This window comes from Promicromonospora sp. AC04, from assembly GCF_003058225.1.
In the GTDB taxonomy this organism is placed as follows: Bacteria; Actinomycetota; Actinomycetes; order Actinomycetales; family Cellulomonadaceae; genus Promicromonospora.
Window position 1 is genome coordinate 1 of the sequence record NZ_QBUG01000014.1, and the last position, 18265, is coordinate 18265.

The following is an 18265-nucleotide window of genomic DNA, read 5'->3' on the forward strand; positions in this document are numbered from 1 at the left end:
CCATCGCGTCCAGTCCAACCTCGCGTGTGTCGCCCTGGGCCACCGTGTTCGTGGCGATCAGGCCGAGGGTGCCCTTCGTCTGCAGGAGTGAGGTCACACACCTCCGTATCAGCGCAGGTCGGGCACAGTAGCGGTCGTGAATATCAGCAGAGTACGTAGATGTGTCCTCTATGCCCGGCTCAGCGTCACGAAGGAGGAGTCTGTCTCGATCGCCCGTCAGCTGGAGGCTGGACGCAGGTATGCCGAGGCGCGCGGGTGGGAGGTCGTCGGCGAGTACATCGACGACGGCGTCTCGGCGACCGTCAACAGCCCCGAGGACCGCAAGGGATGGGCGGCACTTGTCGCCGCGGACGGCTTCGACGCTGTCGTCATCTGGAAGGTCGACCGGCTCGCGCGCCGCGTCTTGGACTTCCTTCATGCGGACGATACGCTCCAGAAGCGCGGCGCGGGTCTCGTTGCGGTCGAGGACCCAATCGACATGACCAGCCCGCAGGGCCGTGCCTTCGCTGTCATGCTCGCCGTGTTCGGGGAGATGGAGGCCGAGGGGATCCGGGCTCGCGTTCGCGCAGCGCGCGCCCACCTGATCAAGGACGGTCGCTTCGTCGGCGGTGGCATTCCCTACGGCTACCGCTCAACCGCAAACCCAGATGGACCTGGCCGGATGCTGGTCAAGGATCCCGAGCGCATCCGCTGGCTCGGCGAAGCCGTGCGCCTCGCACAGCGCGGCGAGACAGTAAACGCCGTCGCGACATGGCTCACCGACCGGGGCGCGCCCCTCCCCATCCGACGCAAGCCCCGGCTCGACCCGGGGAACGTCGCGTGGAACCGTCAAACCGTCGAACAGTTGCTGCGCAACCCGATCCTGGCCGGGATGACGCCCCACAACCCGGGGCGGGCGAGGAGCGATAAGCGGGCAGACCCGTTTGCGGTCGTCCGCGATCCTCACGGCGTCCCCGTGATCGACGAGTCGCTCGCGATCATCACCTTCGACGAGTTCACGCAGGTGCAACGCATCCTCGACGCGCGCGACAGCCCACAATCCCGCAAGCGGCCCGAGAGGGACACGACCAGCCCGTTCCTGTCGCGCGTCGCGCTCTGCGACGACTGCGACGTGTTCATGTACCGCGGGACGAACCAGAAGAAGCCTGTCCTCTACTGCCCGAAGTGTCGGCAGACGCTGAGCCGTGTGCCGCTCGACCCACACCTCACGAACCGGCTCCTCGCCGAGCGCGGAGACGAACCCTGCGCAGGATCCACCGTCCAGGACCGTTGGGACGCGGCCGGTACTGACGAGCTGGCCCGGCGCGAGATCCTCCGGACCCAGCTTGAGAGCCTGAGGATCCGCCGCGGCGTCGTCGGGCGCTACTTCGATGCCGAGCGTGTGTTGCTGCGGTGGCGTCCGGGAACCGTGCCTGCCGGAGCGCATGGGGCCGCGCGGGCCAAGCCGGCCCCCACACCTACCGCCGGATAGCTGCCCGAGTGGGGATCCCGGACCGGCCCCTGGAACTCAACCACGCTCGCGCCGCCGAGTAGCCGCGGTCAGACCTCGTCGGTCTCTTGCTTGCTCGCCGGACGTCCCTTCCGGATCTCCGTGAGGTGGGGGTGCGGGGTCTCGACGGGGATCGTAATCGGGCATCCCGGAACGGCGGCCAGCAGGGTCCGTGCCGTGAGTGCTAGGTGGTCGTAGAGAGCATGTGACGCCCACGGCCCAAGCGATTTGAGAAGTGCGTTGGCTCCGTCAACGTTTGGAGCGGGGGCGTCAGTCCTGTTCCTAAAGAGGAGGGCGCTGCTGGCGGAGACAGCGAGAAACCAAGGACCCTTGGAGACCTGGAGGTCGGAGATAAGAGCGAAGGACGCTTCGTCTCCGTCTTCGGCAGGCACGCAGAACATGTGCAGATTCAGGTCTTGCTCGTCCGACGCAGGCCGTCCACCAGGGAGCCGGCCCTGAATGGTTGCCTGGAATACCTGCACCCCTCCGAGTGCCGCGGACGGGGAACCATCGGGAAACACGTTGACCGGGTTCTTAGCAGAACTGCCCATGGGTGCGGTGCTGTCAGTCATGGCTTGCCCCGACGTTGTACTCACCCGCACTGGCGGGGAGGGGCTCCCATTGCTCGACGAAGGTACTCGGCACTTGAGCGCCCCACGCTGCGGCAGCTGTTGGCGCGCTCGAGACACCCTCGGTGCTGAAATGTGTGATGGACTCCGAAGCGCTCGTGTCCCCACAGCCTGCCGGGTCGACCTTGTGATGGACCATCGCTTCGAGCGCGCGTGCGTACCGACGAACGGTCGACATCCGAGGGTCGTTTCCGACACGCTCGAACAGGCTGACAGCAGCCTGGCTCACACCCATGCGTTCAGCGACAGCCGCCTGGGACAGGCCGAGCTCACGACGCAGCATGACCAGCGAATGCAGGAGGTGCTGGTCCTCTTGCGCGAGTGCTTCTGCCAGGGCCGTCTCAGGCGATGCCAGTAGGGCATCGATCTCATCCGGGTTCATGTAGCCACCTCCTAGTACAAGGTAAACCTTATATCGTGCCGCGCGCTCGCGATACCCTGCTGAGAGTTGATCCGCATCACGGCAGCCCCCACCTGGTGGCATGCCCGAGCGCCAGCCGCCTGCTGGCGATGTCGATCTCGGCGTTCTGCAGGTCGGCAGTCTCGTCGTCGGTGACTCCAATGACCTTCTGGTGCACGTGCAGCGCAAGCACGTGGTGCGGGAGCTCCGGGAGTTCTGCTGTGTAGATGCGGATCAGAAGGCCGAAGGACTCGAGCTGGAATCGAACCTCGAACAGGTTCCGGTCACGCGTGATGTTCTTGACGTCATCCGGATCGATAGCCTGACACGTCGTGATGCGCTGCAAGACCGCCTTGATGTCGGCGATGGCGTCCGGCAAGGCGGCGCGTGGGACGTGCGGCAGCACGGCGGTGACCAGCTCGCGTTCCACCCTGGTGTCGCTGACGACAGCCCAGTGAAGTTGTTGCGGAGCGTTCGACGGATCCGTGCACCTCGACATCCGGTAGTCGCGCGGGTCCATCTGCCTCCTTCTGCGCTGTTCGGTTTGCCGCAAGAACTCTAGTTCGTTGCGGAGGGGAGCGCGCGGTAGCGCGTCAGGATCATCCGGCTGAAGTTCCCCACGCCGATCCGTTCACCCGCCGAGGTCGCCAACTGCCGGGTACCGTGACGGTGACCAGCCAGTACGCAGTGTCGACGGAAGGATGATCGAGGTGAGCGGGGTCTCGACAGGCTCGACTGCCGGTACCGGCTCGACCGCCGGAGCGGCGGGTTCGGCCGCAGCGCCCGAGCTGTCCAAGGAGGCGCGCGAGTACGAGCTTTCGCACCATCCCGCGGGGGAGTGGGACTCGTGGACCGTACGGGAGAACCTGTCCGACATCCTGGAGCGCGAGCTCCTCGGTCCCGCCCACGGGGACGACGAGGCGCTCGAAGCGCAGCCTGATGCGCTCTATCTGGTGGGGCGCATCGCGCCGGCCAAGCTTGTCGGGAAGGGCCCCGTACACCAGGCCGATGCAGAAGATGCTGACGACGAGATCGTATCCGGCGATGAGGCCGACCAGCTCCGCGGTGTCCCGATGTCCACGACAGGCGAAGACCCTGCCTCGGCGGACGACGACGGGGTCGAGGACGCTCCGATCCGCAAGGGTTTGATGATTCCGGCGTCGATGGGGCTGCGCTTTCAGGTGCCGTTGACCCAGGATCGTGTCACCGTGCACGCCTCGTGGGGCTCATACCGAGCCGAGGTCTCGGGTGAGGTCACTCCGAGCGGGCGGCAGGTCCGCCGGTATCGGCGCACGGCACATGACTACTCGAAGTCGGTCGAAGTCGGCTCGCTCACCCCGGGCGAGACGAAGAAGGTCTGGCTCGAGCAGCAGGTGCTGCTCCAGATCGACGTGGTGGACTCCGTGCACTGCCGCATCGTCGAGGTCGCGCTGTGCAACGACCGTGAGACGCCCCGGAAGATCCCGACGGACGCGTGGATGTACCAGACACAGCTCCATGTCGAGGCGGAGGGCAGGGACGCCTTTCTTCCCGTCAACGACGTGTTGCAGGAGTCGACGCTGGACGCGGAGAACGAGCTCGCACGGCTGCAGCTGCAGTACCGGGACAGGCTGGAGTTCGCGATCGGTCGGACCTGCTCGGTCGACTGGACGGTGGAGCCAGGGGCGCGGCGCGCCACGCAGGTTCGAACGCGTTGGCTCCCGGTCGCAGAGACCCCGCAGACGCAGGCGCGCGAGATCGAGGGCGCGCTGCTCGACATGACGATTCTGGCCTCGACGCCGGTCGAGGAGCTGAACGCAGGCCTGCGTCCGATCGTGGCGGGGTACCGGGAATGGCTCGGGACCCAGGACTCGGTGGCGGCGGAGCTGCCGGATCATCTGCGGGAGGTGGCAGAGGACGCGATCCAGGACGCCCGCAAGGTCGCCAAACAGTTAGAGCGCGGTCTGGACTTCCTGCTCGGGGACGAGGAGGCGCTGCGCTGCTTCCGGTTCATGAACCAGGTGATGGCAGACCAGCGCATCCAGTCCCAGGTTGCGGCCCTGCGCGCCGAGAAGCCGGAGCTCGACCTGGCGGCCGCGCGGTCCGAGGTCGAGAGCCGCGGACCCGAGGCGCACTCGTGGCGCACGTTCCAGCTGGCGTTCGTGCTCATGCAGGTCGAGGCGCTGGCCGTGCCTAGTCTTCCGCGGCGATCGGGGGAGGCCGCGAGCGCTGAGCTGTTGTTCTTCCCGACCGGCGGTGGCAAGACCGAGGCCTACCTCGGCCTCGCCGCTTTTGCGTTCGCGGTGCGGCGTCGGCAGGGCGTCGTCGAGAGCGTGGATGGCAAACTCGATGGTGGTGACGGTGTCGCCGTCCTTATGCGCTACACCCTGCGGCTCCTGACCGCACAGCAGTTCCAGCGCGCCACGGCGCTGATCTGCGCGGCGGAGGTGGAGCGCCGGCGGGCCCCGGAGGTGTGGGGAGACGTGCCGTTCCGGATCGGGCTGTGGGTGGGCACGTCGGTGTCGCCCAAGCGGTACAAGGAGGCCGAGGAGCAGCTCAAGAAGGCCAACGAGCTGAACAGCAAGTACGGGCTCACGGTGCTGCAGCTTCAGCGTTGCCCGTGGTGCGGCACCCTGATCGAGGGTGCCAGGCACGTCAAGGGTGATCCGGTCGCGCGGCGGGTGCTCGTGTTCTGCGGCGATGCGTTCGGGGACTGCCCGTTCGCGGAGGGCGCCGGTGACGGGGAGGGGCTGCCTGTCCTGACCGTTGACGAGGAGATCTATCGCCTCACCCCGGCGTTCGTGATCGCGACGGTCGACAAGTTCGCGCGCTTGGCTCGCGAGGGTGAGGCCGCGTCACTGTTTGGGTACGTCGGTCGTCGCTGCGATCGTCACGGATACGTGCACGAGGACTACGAGGGGTGCGATATTCAGCTGGGCGGGATGCACCCCCGCAAGGACGCGTACCCGTCGGCTCGATTGCGGCGAGCTGACCGGCTTCGTCCGCCGGACCTGATCATCCAGGACGAGCTCCACCTGATCACCGGGGCACTTGGAACGGCTGTGGGCGCGTTCGAGATGGCCGTGGACGTGCTCACCACCTGGAAGGACGCCTCGGGCTCCCCGGTACGCCCGCTTGTCGTGGCCTCGACCGCAACGGTGCGGAACGCCGTCGACCAGATCCGGGGCCTCTACGGGCGCAAGGTGACCATGTTCCCGCCGCAGGTGCTGGATGTGGCCGACACGTTCTTCTCCAGCGAGGTCCCGGTAACGCCGTCGACGCCGGGACGTCGATACGTGGGAGTAAGCACGACCGGAGTCCGGCTGACCGCGGCGGAGATCGTGGTCACGAGCAACCTGCTGTCTGCTGGGCAGCTGCTGATCGACCGAGCGGGTAAGGCTGCGGATCCGTATCTCACCCTCGTGGGGTACTTCAATGCGACACGCGAGCTCGCCGGTATGGCGCGGTATGTGGCCGACGATGTGCAGACGGCGATCCGGAAGAAGCGACCTGGCAAGTACTTCCCGACGAGGTTCGGTACTGCATTCAACTCGCTGAACGTAGCTGAGCTGACGTCGCGTGTTGCGAGCAGCGAGATCACCACGACGCTGGACCAGATGGCCGTGGCGTTCGACCCCGCCCACGACTCGACCGAAGCGCGTCGAGAGCGTGGTGACAAGGCCAAGGCCGGGCAGACTCTTGAACGGCGCGACATGAACCCGTTCGACGTCGTGCTGGCCACGTCGATGCTGCAGGTGGGTGTCGATGTGACGCGACTGGGCCTCATGCTGATGGTGGGGCAGCCCAAGAACACGGCGGAGTACATCCAGGCATCCTCCCGTGTTGGCCGGGATCCCCGCTGGCCAGGTCTCGTGGTAGCCCTCGGCAACTGGGCTCGGCCGCGCGACCTGGCGCACTTCGAGCAGTTCCGGCACTACCACGAGACGTTCTACTCGCAGGTGGAACCGCTGTCGGTTACGCCATACTCGCTGACGTCCCTTGAGAGGTCCTTGGACGGCGTTCTCATCAGTGCTGCTCGAGTCCTCGAGGCGCCCCGTGAGAACGGTTTGTCGCCGGAAAGGGCTGCCGGACGTATCGATGATGCTGCCCCGCGCGTCGAGGAACTGATCGAACGGATCGTTGCCCGTGCAGCGATTGCTGGGGGTGAGGCAGCCGCTTACGAGGTCTCCGAGCGGTTGAAGAACAGGCTCGGGCAGTGGCTTGCGCGTCGCAAGGTCGTGGCACAGAAGCACCACGGCCTGGTCTATGAGAAGGTGCGGGACGAAACCAAACAGAGCGCCCTCCTGTTATCGCCTGAGAACTCCCGAGCGGACCAAGGGATCGACAGCGTTCCGTTCACCGTGGCCAACTCGATGCGTGAGGTGCAGCCGGAGATCAATCTCCTCGTGAGTCCGATCAACGAAAAGCTCATGGCGGGAGAGCTGTACGCAGAACCGGAGTGGATGATTGCGACTCCTGGCGAGACGAACGGTGGCGCAGATGACTGACACCCTTGATGAGCCCGTGGGCGACATCCTCGATCCGCTCGGCGATCTCGATGCGGTCGATTCGCAGAAGGCGACCAAGAACCGTGCCAGGGTCGGCTCGGCACGACCGTCGAACCTGCTCTACAACTACGGCCCGGGCGCGATCATGGACCTCCCGCACTTCACCGTGATGCCTGCAGGGCTCGATGACTGGGACCGGATCTGGGCGCGCCGTGGCAGCATCCCCACCGTCTACGCGCCGCGCCTCCTCGATGCCGTTCGACGATTTCCGGGGCAGTTCAGCGTTCGGGAGCTGAGGCCCTTTCCGTGGGCACCGAAGCGGAACCAGGCGTCCAAGGAGGGTGACGATCTTGGGGTGCCGTCGAGGGTGTTTCCGCAGTGGCTGCGCTGCACCGGCTGTGACCTCCTCGCGCCGCTGACCCGGTTCAACTACGTCAACACCAATCCGTTCCGGCCTGACATGGCCCGCTTCGAACACGCGAAGTGCCCAGGGCATCGCGGGAAGCCGAGCAAGGTTCCCCGGCAGGCAGTGCCTGCTCGATTCCTGTTGGCCTGCCCGGACGGTCACATCGACGAGTTCCCCTACGACTGGTGGGTTCACCACGGTGAGGCTTGCCCGGCGGGTGTCGAGCGCGCGCCGCTGAAGATGACTGAGCGCACGGTGGGTAAGGGCGCGTCGGCGACTGTGCACTGTGGCGCCTGCGGTCAGTCCCGTCCGATGAACGCTGCTCAGGGCGAGGCCGGCCGGGACAAGCTGCCGCGGTGCCGCGGGCGGCACCCGCACCTCGGTATGTTCGATCCCAGGGGCTGCAGAAATGCCACGCGGCTGATGTTGCTCGGCGCGTCGAACCTATGGTTCCCTGCGACGCAATCGATCGTGGTGATGCCGGAGTCCGAGTCGGCTGGTGCGGCGGCCAATGACCTGGGGTATCTCTTGGTCACGGAGGCAGGGCACAAGCGGGTCGAGAAGTACCAGGACAGGCTTGACCGAATCCGCGAGTTCCTGGAGGACGAAGACTCGGAGCTCGCGGCATGGTCGGATGAGCAGCTTCGCACGGCTGTGGAACAGGCTCTGGCGCCTGAGCCAACCGAGGAGGAGGTGTACGAGGCTCTCGAGAAGTGGGACCCGATCGACCTCCTTGTCCCGGAGTGGAACTACCTGCAGCAGGAGCCGCTTGGGCCACAGCACGAGGCCGACAAGCAGAGTGGGCTTGCGCTGACGAAGCAGGACGTTCAGGTCGAACTGGAGAAGTTTTCGGTCTCACGGGTGCTCTCGATCGACCGGTTGCGGAAGGTGAACGCAGTCGTCGGCTTCACACGGATCGACGAGATGGAACGGGCCAACGACATGCCCGCGCGCATCGCTCCACTGACCCGGAGTGGTCGACCTACGTGGGCGGTGGCGACCGAGGATCGTGGCGAGGGAATCTACCTTCAGCTCGACGAGGACGCCGTCGGGCGGTGGGAGACGAAGATCGAGGCGACCGACCTGTGGAAAGCGCACCGCGCCGCCCACGAGCGGAACTTCAACGCGAGGTACTCGGAGACCTCCAAGGACGTAGACCCGGACAGCAGGCTCCTGCCCCCGCGGTACTGGCTGCTGCACACCCTCTCGCACGTGCTGATCCGAGAGATGGCAATGTACTCCGGGTATTCGGCCGCGTCGCTCACGGAGCGGATCTATGCGTGGGCGCCGAACGAGGACCGGCCGCCTGCCGCAGGGCTGATGATCATCACGACGGCGTCGGACTCGGACGGGACCCTGGGTGGGCTCGTACAGCTTTCGCGGCCGGACCAGCTATGGCGGGTGACCGAGCGGGCGCTGGAGCGAGCGAAGCGATGTTCGTCCGACCCGGTGTGTGCGCAGCGCACGCCGAAGGATCCGGAGGACTTCCTGCACGGCGCCGCGTGCCACACCTGCGCGATGGCGTCGGAGACGTCGTGCGAGCGCGCCAATCGGTTCCTCGACCGGCGATTCCTTCTGGATCTGCCTGGGGCGCCGGGGCTTGGGTTCTTTGACTTCGCGGGCTGAGGCGCTGCGCGCTCTCGGCGCCCTCCTGACCGGGACCGAGGCGCGGCTTGTCGCGACGGCTTTGGAAGACGAGGAGTCTGTGTCGTCAGCGTTCTCGATGGTGGACCTGGAGCGGCGACCCCGGGCGCTGGAGCTGGTGTCTGTCGCTGGGCTGCGCCTCGACCGGGACCTGCTCGTGGCCGTGCTGCGCGGCGTCGAAGGCGCGCGCTCGGTGACGCGGCGCGTCGAGACAATTTGGACGATGCCCGGCCACCTTGCAGGCGGAGGCGGCCTGACCACCTCGCTGGTGCGTCTGGTCGAGGGCGCGCGGGAATCGGTGGTGTGCTCGACGTTCAACTTCCAACGGTCCTCGGGGATGTGGGGCGCGCTGCAGGCTGCTTCACGGCGGTCCGGGGTTGGGGTGCGCGTGTACGTCGACGCTGGTGCAAGCGCTGATGCGTCTGGTCCCTCGGCCGGTGAACTTGCGGAGTGGTTGGCGCCTGGGGAGGTGTTCCGGACTCGGGACTTTGACGGGAAGCCGGTGCGCAATCACGCGAAGTTTCTCTCGGTGGACCACCGGTTCGTGGTGGTCACCAGCGCGAACTTCTCCTGGAGCGCCGAGAATGGGAACGTCGAGCTCGGGGTGCGAATCGACGATCCGGGCCTGGCCGATCGTGTGGAGCGGGAGATGCGGGACGCGGAGGACGTGCTGTACGAGGTCGTCGAGCGCTGACGTGGGGCCCTACTCCGTATTGGGAAGTAGTTCGCTCTTCTTGCCGTCCCAGATGATCACGAGTTGGTCCCGGGCCCGGGTGGCGGCCACATACAGCAAGGAACGCTCCTGCTGCAGCTTCTCCGTGCGTTCGTCGTGCGGAACCTTGTCGACACCGGCCGGCATGACATCGGATGACACACCGAACAACAGCACCCGCCGGAACTCCATGCCCTTGGCGCGGTGCATCGTCATGACCGGGACGTTGCCCTTGCCCAGTGCGACGCGGTTCCCGACGTACTTGGCGGGGAGCCCACGCTCGACGAGGTCGATGGACAGGTTCTCCCCTTCTTGTCGGTTACGGATGAGTACCGCCAGATTCGAAGGATCGTCATCTGCCCCGAGCCAGTCCCGCAGAATGTTCGCGGCGGCCTCGTACGCCTCGTCTGGCTGGTCAAAGCCATACTCCTGAGGCGGGGGGCCCACACGTGAGGAGCGGTAGCCAAGAGAGGAGGTGTCGGTCTCCTCCATATCGATCATGGGCTCGCCGCCGAGCACGCCCACCGCGTACCGGAGTGTCTGTGCTGTTGTGCGGTAGTTCAGGGTGAGCCTGCGCGACCGGCCCGTCAGGTGGATGCCCAGGTGGCTGGGAACCACATGCTGGCTATAGATGCGTTGCTGGGAGTCCTCTGCGACGAACAGGTCGTTGCTGCCGGGCGCAACCAGTGCCCGCAGGAGCAGGAGCCTGCTGGGGCTGAGGTCCTGGGCTTCGTCGACGAGCACGTGATCGGCGAGCCGAGGACGTCCGTTGGCAGCCAGCATGTCCAGGGCGGAAGCGACGATCAGTGCCCGCTCGTCGTAGTCCGTTGTCCCCGCGTGGGCCGACCGGGTGCGGTACGCCTCGATCACGTCCCAGACTGCTGAGCGATGCTGCCTGCTCAGCCGAACGCCCCGACCCTCACGGTTCGTGCGCAGGTAATCGTCACGTGTCGTCATGCGGCCGGGCAGGACCACATGCGCGTACTCGGCAGAAACGAATGGAACGGCGCGGAGCGATTCGGGAAGTTCCCAGCCCGCCTCCTTGAGCGCCGCTCGCCATACCTGCTCCTTCGTGGTGTCCAGGAGCGACCCCTGCCGTGGTCCGCCGATCACACTGAGCGCAGCATGGACCGGAAGTCCGATCCGTGCCGCGCTGTCTACCAGATGCCAGGTGATGGCATCGACGGTGCCCACGTAGATCCCGGGTTCCCCCGGGGTGGTCGCAATGGGGGCGGAGGGGGCGAGGAGCGCCAGCTGCGCTCGCAGCGTCTCGGCGAGGGTGCGGTTGAACGTGGTCAGCACGATCCGCGCTGTGGGGTTCGACGCCGCAAGCCGGTGTGCTCGATGCAGCAGCACCACCGTCTTGCCGGTGCCCGCACCTCCCGACAACCGGAACGAGCCGCTCATCGACTGCTCCGCATAACGGCTCTGCTCCGGATGGAGGAACAGGCGCCAGCGTCCGAAGTCCGGATCCTCGATGGCGTCACGGAGCACCGCATCGTCCTCGACGTAGGCGAACTCCATACGGGTGGCACGGCGTTCAAGGGCCTCGAGCACGCTCTGGTCCGACGTCGGGTCTCCGGCAGACGGGCGTAGGTCGTAGAGGGCACGTACCTCCGCCAAGGGAGTGCCCGCGGCCAGTTCGAGCAGTGCCTCACCCTGCCACGTGGCTGGGGCGTTATCCGTGAGATCCGCCAGCGCGTTCTCGTCGGCCTCGGTGATCACCCGGTCAGCGAGGTCCTCGGCGATGCCGAGGTCCAGCAGGTCGGCGCGAGAGATGCCGTAGCGCGCGAGGATCGCCGGACGGCCGGTGGCAGGTGATGCACTCGGCGGCGCGCTCCAGTCGCTCGGCTGATCGGGCAGCCAGCTGTCGGATGACGGGGCGGGGGCTTGCTCCCGTAGCAGCTCAAGAACGCCGCTCGCCGGGTTCACCTGCAGGCGGGCCTTCTTCGCAAAGGCGATCGCATCGTCGTGCGGGTAGGTGCCGAGGTAGATGTAGTGGGCCTCACCGCTGCTCGACGCGGTCAGCTTCACCAGGACAGCGCGCCAAAATTGGTCGACGCGTCCGGTGCGTACACGTGGGTCGGAGGTCCCCGTGATTGGCTCGATGTGCAGGCCAGACGTGGTGTCGTCCGTTCGGAGCTTCTCGAGGAACGTGAACGCTTTTCCGCGCACGCTTCCGTCGAGTACAGGGCGCTGCGGCGGTCCGAGTGTCACGTGGGGCACACCAGGCAGGATACGTCGCCCGGATCCGGAAATCTCGGCTTAGGTGCCGCTGGTCGTGATGTTGAGCAGCAGGTTTACCCGCGCAGGGAACGAACTGCCCGCTCGGTGTCCTCGACCAGGTGACGGAACGAGGTCAGCTCGGTGACCGGACCGTCGAGGTCGAGCCGGTCGAGCAAGACGCGACGGTGATCGTTGAACCGGCCGCGTGCCTGCTTCAGACGCCTTCCGCTCGCCTCGCTGGCTCGGACACACGCGTCCGCAAGAATCTCCTTGGGGTTGCTGGTCTGCTCGATCCTTCTGACGCTCGGCAGGCCGAGTGCTGCGCGTCCACGGCTGCGCCCGACGACGTCGCGGATCGCCTGCTCGTCGGTGAGTAGCCACGCCTCCGTCTCCTGGACCGGGACCACGGGCACACCCCTGATCCCCTGTTCGGTGAGCGCGGTGCGCACCTCTTCGATCCGCGGAGTCGGGTCCATGGAATCGGCATCGCGATGCAGGAAGACAAGGTCAAAGGGCGTGGCTGTGTCCTTGGTGAGCTCAGCGAGCTTCTCCCTCGAGGAGCCGGGCCACTGTCGCGGCAGCCCCTCCACCTCGTCCGCGCCGGCTCGTCTGACCAGCTCGCTCAGGATGCCGACCAATGGGTAGTCGCTTGTGCCCTCACCGATGAACACGAACGAGACTGAACGGAGCCCCATCAAGCGTCGGCTCCGGTGCCGGTGGTCAAGTCGACGACGAGCTGATCATCGTCTTGCGTGACCAGGTACGCCTCGACGTCAGCCTTGGACAGGGCGAGGCGCGCCCTCTCGGCGCGCCAGCTACCGCGCATGGGATGGAGGCGAAGTGTTGTGGCCGCGCGATTAGCCCGGGTGACCGTGGTGTTGAGCGCCAAGACGAGGTCTTCGGCGTTCTGCATGCTTACGAACCGCGGCGAGTGGGTGTTCACGATGACCTGGCGCACGGGGTTGGCGGAGTCAAGAGGCTCGTCAGGGTCCACAGCCAGGCTGCGGACGAGGTCGACCATGGCACGCATCCGAGCGGGATGGATGCCGTTCTCAGGTTCTTCCATACAGATCACGCCGCCGAAGTCAGGATCCTCGACCATGATGCAGAGGGCCAGGAACCGCAGGGTTCCATCGGACAAGTTGCGGGCGGGGACCGTTCGCCCCGGGCCTATGCCTGCGTACAGGGTGAGTAGCTCGCGCTTCTCATCAGAGTCGACATCGACCTCGCGGACGTCGGTCAACCCCGAGGCTGTGGCCTTGACTCGTTCGTACGCCGCGCCGTCGTCGAGCGCGGCCATCCGGCTCAGCGCCGAGGCCATATGCGCGCCGTTCTCGGAGATCGTCGTCGGTGAAGTGACCTCGTCAGGTTGCCGCATCGCGGAAGGCTCCAGCGCCAACAGGCTCCAGAGCCGCATCTCATTGCGGGCCGCGAGGATGGTGGGCGCCTCAATCGTCGTCGTTGTGCTCACCGCGGTCCGAGGTGCTCTGCGTGCGGGGGACTTCTGGGGCCGGCCGTCGTGACCGTCTGGATGAACGAGAACAGCGACTTCACCGTCATCCTCCGTGAGCGTCGAGATGAGGTCGGTGCCCTCACTCCCGCTCGTGATCAGGGCTTGACGGAACTTGTCGCGTCTGCGTAGCCACGGCATCCTTTTGCCCGGGATGTCTGTAGTGAGGCTGGTCAGGCTCTCGTGCAGGAGCCGGATCCCACCCGTGCGGCCATGGGACTCTACGGCCGTCGGTACGTCCTCGAGCTCGAGTTCGTAGCGGAGATACGTCGTCGTCGTAGCGCCCAGCCGTCCGAAGTCGTCGGTGACCTCTCGGGGCACGATCATCTCGGCAGCGAGCCTCATCTTCCGGGGCTCGCCGGGCTTTGCCCCGTCCCAGAACAACAGGGATAGGTCGGGCGGCCCGCCATCGATGGCGCGTACTCGCGAGGCAGCCTCGATGAACGTGGTGTCCGCCAGCATCGACAGGAACCGGATTGCGTCGAAGATGTTCGACTTGCCGACCGCGTTAGGCCCGGCAATGCAGGTGTACGGACCGAAGTCCGCTTCGAATCCGAGCAGGTTCTTGAACCCGTCGATCTCCAGTCGGGTCAGCACGGATCGACCCTACCTGTGGGGTCACTGACCGGCTCTGTTGTGGCGGTCCGCGTGTCGGTTGCCTTTACCGGTTTCCGCTACCCGACCGGTGCGTGCGAACGGGTGTATGCCTCGGTTCCATTCCCCGCGGGGATGTACTCCGCAACAACAAGGGGTCTCCGCATCTTGTCGTGTGGCTTTCCACAGTCTTCTCCTGGCCCCGTTTTCCTAGGTTGAACGGCATGTCTACGACTCCCAGACCTCGCCGTGCCCGGCGTGTCATCGCGGTCCTCCTGGTCGTCGCTGTCGCGGCGACAACAGCGGTAGGCGTCTCCCTGACGTTCGCGCGCAGGCAGGTGCTCGCCGCAGTCACGGCGAGCGCGGCGGCGTCGACCTCGTCGACCCTCCTCACCGCCACCGAACCGGGGCCCTGCCAGCACCTGGACGTCCGGCTCCCCACAGCCAAGCGGCACCGCGCTGCCGTCGGGCACAGAACACTTCCGGATCGGCAGCATCACCAAGACCTTCGTGGCAACGGCGATCCTGCAGCTCGTCGACGAAGGCAGGATCAACCTCGACGCCCCCATCGGGACCTACCTACCCGGGGTCGTGCCGAACGGCGCCAACATCACCGTGCGGCAGATCCTCAACCACACCAGCGGGCTGTACGACTACATGAAGGGGGAGGGCTGGTCCACCAACCGGTGGCGCGGCGATGCGCGCTTCGCCACCTTCTCGCCCGACCAGCTGCTGGACGCCGCCATCGGGCACAAGCCGTACTTCGCGCCGGGAGCGGATTTCCGCTACTCGAACACCAACTACATCGTGGCGGGCAAGCTCATCGAGGCTGTCACCGGGCACCCGTACAGCAGCGTGATCGAGCACCGGATCCTCCGGCCATTGAACCTGACAGGGACCTCGTTTCCGGGCACCGAACCAACCGTCCCAGAACCAGCCATCCACGCGACCGCAACGCTCGAGGACGGCCGGAGCGTGGACGTCACCGAGCAGAACGTCTCCCTCGACTGGGCTGCCGGCGAGATGGTCTCCACGACTCGCGACCTGCAGGTCTTCTTCGACGCGCTCCTCGGCGGCGAACTGATCAGTGAGGAGTCCCTGGCGCAGATGTGAACCACCGTCCCGATGGGCATGGGCTTTCACTACGGCCTCGGCCTGGAGCGCTTCGACCTGCCCTGTGGCGGCCAGATCTGGGGCCACGGCGGGCAGCTTCTCGGCTACGTCACCTACGCCTACCGGCGCGACGACGGCCGGAGCCTCACCATGCTGCTCGCCTCCGGCAACGGCGACGGCTTCATCTCCTTCGCGGCCGCCACCGGAGCGGCGTACTGCCTGACGTGACGGGCAGCCAGGTCACTCCTCCGGATCAGACCACGGGCAAGCCAGACCAGGTCTGTCAACGACCCGCGAGAGTGCACCACTCCGGCCGCCCCGGGACAGCCAGCGACCGCTGGCCATGTCCACCGTCGGCTATCGGCCATGCACCGGCAGCTCCCGTTCGGTTCAGGACCTCAGAGCGGCATACCTTCGGTGATCCACTCGAAAGCCCTCGCCTTGTCGGCGCTGCCCTCGCCTGCGACATCTTCGAGCGCGCCGTCGTCGAGCGGATATGTGGTGTCGGACCACCTGGTCGCCCAGAGACTCCCGAAGAGCCTTGTGTCGCCCAGCACGTGGCGAAGGGCTCCGGTCACTTCCTCCCACTCCTCACGGGCGACAACCGCGGCCAGACCCGCCGCGGTCTCCCGCGCGCCGAAGCTGCCGTACACACCGAGCCGCTCGACCAGCCGTCCCAGGGCGATCTGGTCCAGAGCCACGGCGATCGACTGCGGTCCTGTGCCCAACGCACCTTTCCAGTTGACGCGCGCGCCGGTCGCGAGATCCGAGAAGGCCCGGACGACCGCGGTGAGGGTGAGCAGCCGACAGAGCACCTGGACCTCTTCGACGGGGTCCTGGTACGTGGTCAGGTCCTCGGACTCCAGGACGCCCCAGGCATGCTCTGCCCAGCGGAGCTCCGACCCGTCCGCCCAGGAGGCCGGCATGGCCTTCATCAGCGGCAGGATGTCATCGAGGGCAACGACGGAACCGGCGGGCAGGGACATGTCGAACACTCGCGTCGTGGACATGACCCGAGCATATGAGCGACGTTGGAGGTCAGCCACGAACGCGCGGTGGTTATCCACACCCCTACGGCGCCGGGTCGTGGGCAGGGAGGCGGGTTCCGCACCGCACCAGGCCGTTCCACGATCGTGACAGCCAGTGCCCTGTCGAGCTCACGACTCCAGCCACCGCAAGATCGCCAGCACCCGCCGGTTGTACCCGTCCTCCGCCAGCAACCCGAGCTTGTCGAAGATCGCGTTCGAATGCTTCTCCACCGCCGAAGTCGACACGAACAACGCCCGAGCGATCCCCGCATTCGTCCGCCCCTCGGCCATCAGCCCCAGCACAGCCCGCTCCCGCTCGGTCAACCCACCAAGCGCATGCGAGGTATCGCGAAGAAGCTGCCCCACCACCTCCGGATCCAGCACCAGCCCCCCGGCCCGCACCCGATCCAACGCATCCAAGAAGTCGTCGACCCCCATCACCCGGTCCTTCAGCAGGTACCCCACACCCCGCGCCTCATCACCCAGCAGCACCCGCGTAAACCCACGCTCCACATACTGCGACAGCACCAAGATCCCCACCTCCGGCCAGCGCTCGCGGATCCGCACCGCCGCCCGCACACCCTCGTCGGTATGTGTGGGCGGCATCCGCACATCCAGCACCACGACGTCGGGCCGCTCGGCCCCCAGCCGCGCCAGCAGGGGCTCAGCGGAGCCGTAGGCAGCGACGACGTCGTGCCCCTCATCCGTAAGAAGGCTCCGGATGCCCTCCCGCAGCAGGGCGGAGTCCTCCGCCAGCATCACGCGCACGGCAGCGTCACCTCGATCCTGGTGGGCCCACCCACGGGACTGACCACGCCCAACGCCCCGCCCGCGGCAGCCACCCGCCCAGCCAGTCCCGCGAGCCCGTGGCCGGGTCGCGCCACAGCGCCGCCGACGCCGTCGTCGCTGATCACCACGTGCACGACGCCCCCGTCCGGGCGCCCGTCATCAGACCCAACAGCCTGACCAGCAACAGACACCAAGACTCTCGCCTCCCCAGCCCCCGAATGCTTCGCCACATTCGTCAGCGCCTCCGCCACCACGTAGTACACCGTCGTCTCCACACCAGATGGCAGCCGCCCCGCCGCACCCCAGTCCAGCACCGTCGGCACCGCCGCATGCGCCACCAGCTCCCGCAGCACCGGCTCCAGCCCGTGCGTGTCCAGCGTCGTGGGCCGCACCCGCCACGCGACGTCCCGCAGGTCCGTCACCAGCCGCTCCGCCTCCCGCCCGGCCTGCTCCAGCAACAGAGCCCCAGAAGACCCCGGAGCGACAGCCCGCCGTGCCCGGTTCACCAGCAGCCCCACGGCGACGGCGCGCTGCTGCACGCCGTCGTGCAGGTCCCGCTCGATCCGGCCGCGTTCCGCGTCCAGGGCGGCCAGCAGGTCCGCCCGGCTGACAGTCAGCGACTCGACCTGCGCCTCCAGGCGCTCGCTGCGGCTCGGAGAGAACCACCGAGCGGCCGCAGCCCGGTCGAGCAGCCCAACCCCGACCAGCCCCATCAGGTCCAGGTACAGCAGCACCAGGCCTACGGGCACCATCGCGAGCAGGGCGCCCGTCGTCAGCCCCTCGCTCGACTCCGGGTCCACGACCGTCACCCGGATGTCGAACAGCCACGACAGCAGCCCCGCCACCGCGGCGAACAGCCCGTAGGCGAGCAGCCCGAGCACCAGCGTGCCCACCAGCCCGACCCCGACCCGCGCCAGCAGATACCCGGCGGCACGTCGGGTGGTGAGCGGGGCGCCGTCGTCGGCCCAGCCGAGAAAGCGCGCCGTACGACGGCGGTGCCAGGCGACCAGGGCCCGAACCGGCCCGGGCGGCGTCGGGCGCCGCGCCCCGACGAGCGCTACGACAGCGCAGGCCAGGTCCAGCGGCCACGTCAGAGCGCCGAGGGCCGCGCCCCACAAGATGCGGGCAGGGGTGCTGCGCCATACGGGCGGGGCGGGCTTCACCTCGCCAGGATAGGGACGACGCCGGCCGCGCGGACTGCGGTAAACCACAGCGCGCCCAGGCGGGGGAGACGTGCC

Annotated in this window: 15 protein-coding genes; 6 read left to right on the forward strand and 9 right to left on the reverse strand. The window is 67.1% G+C overall.

The window, feature by feature from the left end:
• Positions 1 to 136: 136 nt before the first annotated feature.
• Complete coding sequence (locus C8K30_RS27285) at positions 137 to 1471, forward strand: recombinase family protein (RefSeq protein WP_108496057.1); 1335 nt, start codon at positions 137 to 139, stop codon at positions 1469 to 1471.
• A 68-nt stretch (positions 1472 to 1539) separates the two neighbouring features.
• Here the strand turns inward: C8K30_RS27285 and C8K30_RS30515 are convergent, their stop codons facing one another.
• The 3 genes from C8K30_RS30515 to C8K30_RS27295 form a co-directional block, all read right to left on the reverse strand.
• Positions 1540 to 2061, reverse strand: coding sequence for a hypothetical protein (locus tag C8K30_RS30515; protein ID WP_146197611.1), 522 nt, complete (start codon positions 2059 to 2061; stop codon positions 1540 to 1542).
• Positions 2054 to 2500 carry a helix-turn-helix domain-containing protein gene (locus C8K30_RS27290; RefSeq protein WP_158281135.1) on the reverse strand — a complete coding sequence of 149 codons (447 nt, stop codon included), beginning with the start codon at positions 2498 to 2500 and terminating at the stop codon, positions 2054 to 2056. The genes C8K30_RS30515 and C8K30_RS27290 overlap by 8 nt, the downstream gene beginning before the upstream one ends.
• Positions 2501 to 2576: 76 nt before the next feature.
• Complete coding sequence (locus C8K30_RS27295; RefSeq protein ID WP_108496059.1) at positions 2577 to 3038, reverse strand: hypothetical protein; 462 nt, start codon at positions 3036 to 3038, stop codon at positions 2577 to 2579.
• Positions 3039 to 3219: 181 nt separating this feature from the next.
• On the opposite strand from C8K30_RS27295, the gene drmA reads away from it, so the two are divergent.
• Genes drmA through drmC form a run of 3 tightly spaced genes read left to right on the forward strand, consistent with a single transcriptional unit; the run spans position 3220 to position 9749 of the window.
• Positions 3220 to 7005, forward strand: a complete 3786-nt coding sequence (drmA, locus tag C8K30_RS27300; protein ID WP_108496060.1) for a DISARM system helicase DrmA — start codon at positions 3220 to 3222, stop codon at positions 7003 to 7005.
• Entirely contained in the window at positions 6998 to 9037 is a 2040-nt protein-coding gene (drmB, locus tag C8K30_RS27305; RefSeq protein ID WP_108496195.1) for a DUF1998 domain-containing protein, read from the forward strand. The genes drmA and drmB overlap by 8 nt, the downstream gene beginning before the upstream one ends.
• Entirely contained in the window at positions 9021 to 9749 is a 729-nt protein-coding gene (gene drmC, locus C8K30_RS27310) for a DISARM system phospholipase D-like protein DrmC (RefSeq protein WP_108496061.1), read from the forward strand. The genes drmB and drmC overlap by 17 nt, the downstream gene beginning before the upstream one ends.
• Positions 9750 to 9758: 9 nt before the next feature.
• Here the strand turns inward: drmC and C8K30_RS27315 are convergent, their stop codons facing one another.
• From C8K30_RS27315 to C8K30_RS27325, 3 genes are all read right to left on the reverse strand, one after another.
• Complete coding sequence (locus tag C8K30_RS27315) at positions 9759 to 11993, reverse strand: 3'-5' exonuclease (RefSeq protein WP_233257515.1); 2235 nt, start codon at positions 11991 to 11993, stop codon at positions 9759 to 9761.
• Between the two features lie 74 nt (positions 11994 to 12067).
• Positions 12068 to 12688 (reverse strand): DUF4276 family protein, encoded by a 621-nt coding sequence (locus tag C8K30_RS27320; RefSeq protein ID WP_108496063.1) that lies wholly within the window; start codon positions 12686 to 12688, stop codon positions 12068 to 12070.
• Entirely contained in the window at positions 12688 to 14100 is a 1413-nt protein-coding gene (locus C8K30_RS27325; protein ID WP_108496064.1) for an AAA family ATPase, read from the reverse strand. The genes C8K30_RS27320 and C8K30_RS27325 overlap by 1 nt, the downstream gene beginning before the upstream one ends.
• Before the next feature lie 456 nt (positions 14101 to 14556).
• Between C8K30_RS27325 and C8K30_RS27330 the strand changes: the two genes are divergently transcribed.
• Both C8K30_RS27330 and C8K30_RS31060 read left to right on the forward strand, forming a co-directional pair.
• On the forward strand, positions 14557 to 15210 hold the full coding sequence (locus C8K30_RS27330; RefSeq protein ID WP_199230741.1) for a serine hydrolase: 654 nt from the start codon (positions 14557 to 14559) through the stop codon (positions 15208 to 15210).
• An 18-nt stretch (positions 15211 to 15228) separates the two neighbouring features.
• Positions 15229 to 15438, forward strand: a complete 210-nt coding sequence (locus C8K30_RS31060) for a hypothetical protein (RefSeq protein ID WP_199230733.1) — start codon at positions 15229 to 15231, stop codon at positions 15436 to 15438.
• A gap of 170 nt (positions 15439 to 15608) precedes the next feature.
• Here C8K30_RS31060 and C8K30_RS27335 read toward each other — a convergent pair whose 3' ends face one another.
• From C8K30_RS27335 to C8K30_RS31730, 3 genes are all read right to left on the reverse strand, one after another.
• Positions 15609 to 16220, reverse strand: a complete 612-nt coding sequence (locus C8K30_RS27335; protein ID WP_146197612.1) for a hypothetical protein — start codon at positions 16218 to 16220, stop codon at positions 15609 to 15611.
• Positions 16221 to 16367: 147 nt separating this feature from the next.
• Entirely contained in the window at positions 16368 to 17006 is a 639-nt protein-coding gene (locus tag C8K30_RS27340) for a response regulator transcription factor (RefSeq protein ID WP_108496066.1), read from the reverse strand.
• Complete coding sequence (locus C8K30_RS31730) at positions 16997 to 18190, reverse strand: sensor histidine kinase (RefSeq protein WP_158281136.1); 1194 nt, start codon at positions 18188 to 18190, stop codon at positions 16997 to 16999. The genes C8K30_RS27340 and C8K30_RS31730 overlap by 10 nt, the downstream gene beginning before the upstream one ends.
• Between the last annotated feature and the right edge of the window lie 75 nt (positions 18191 to 18265).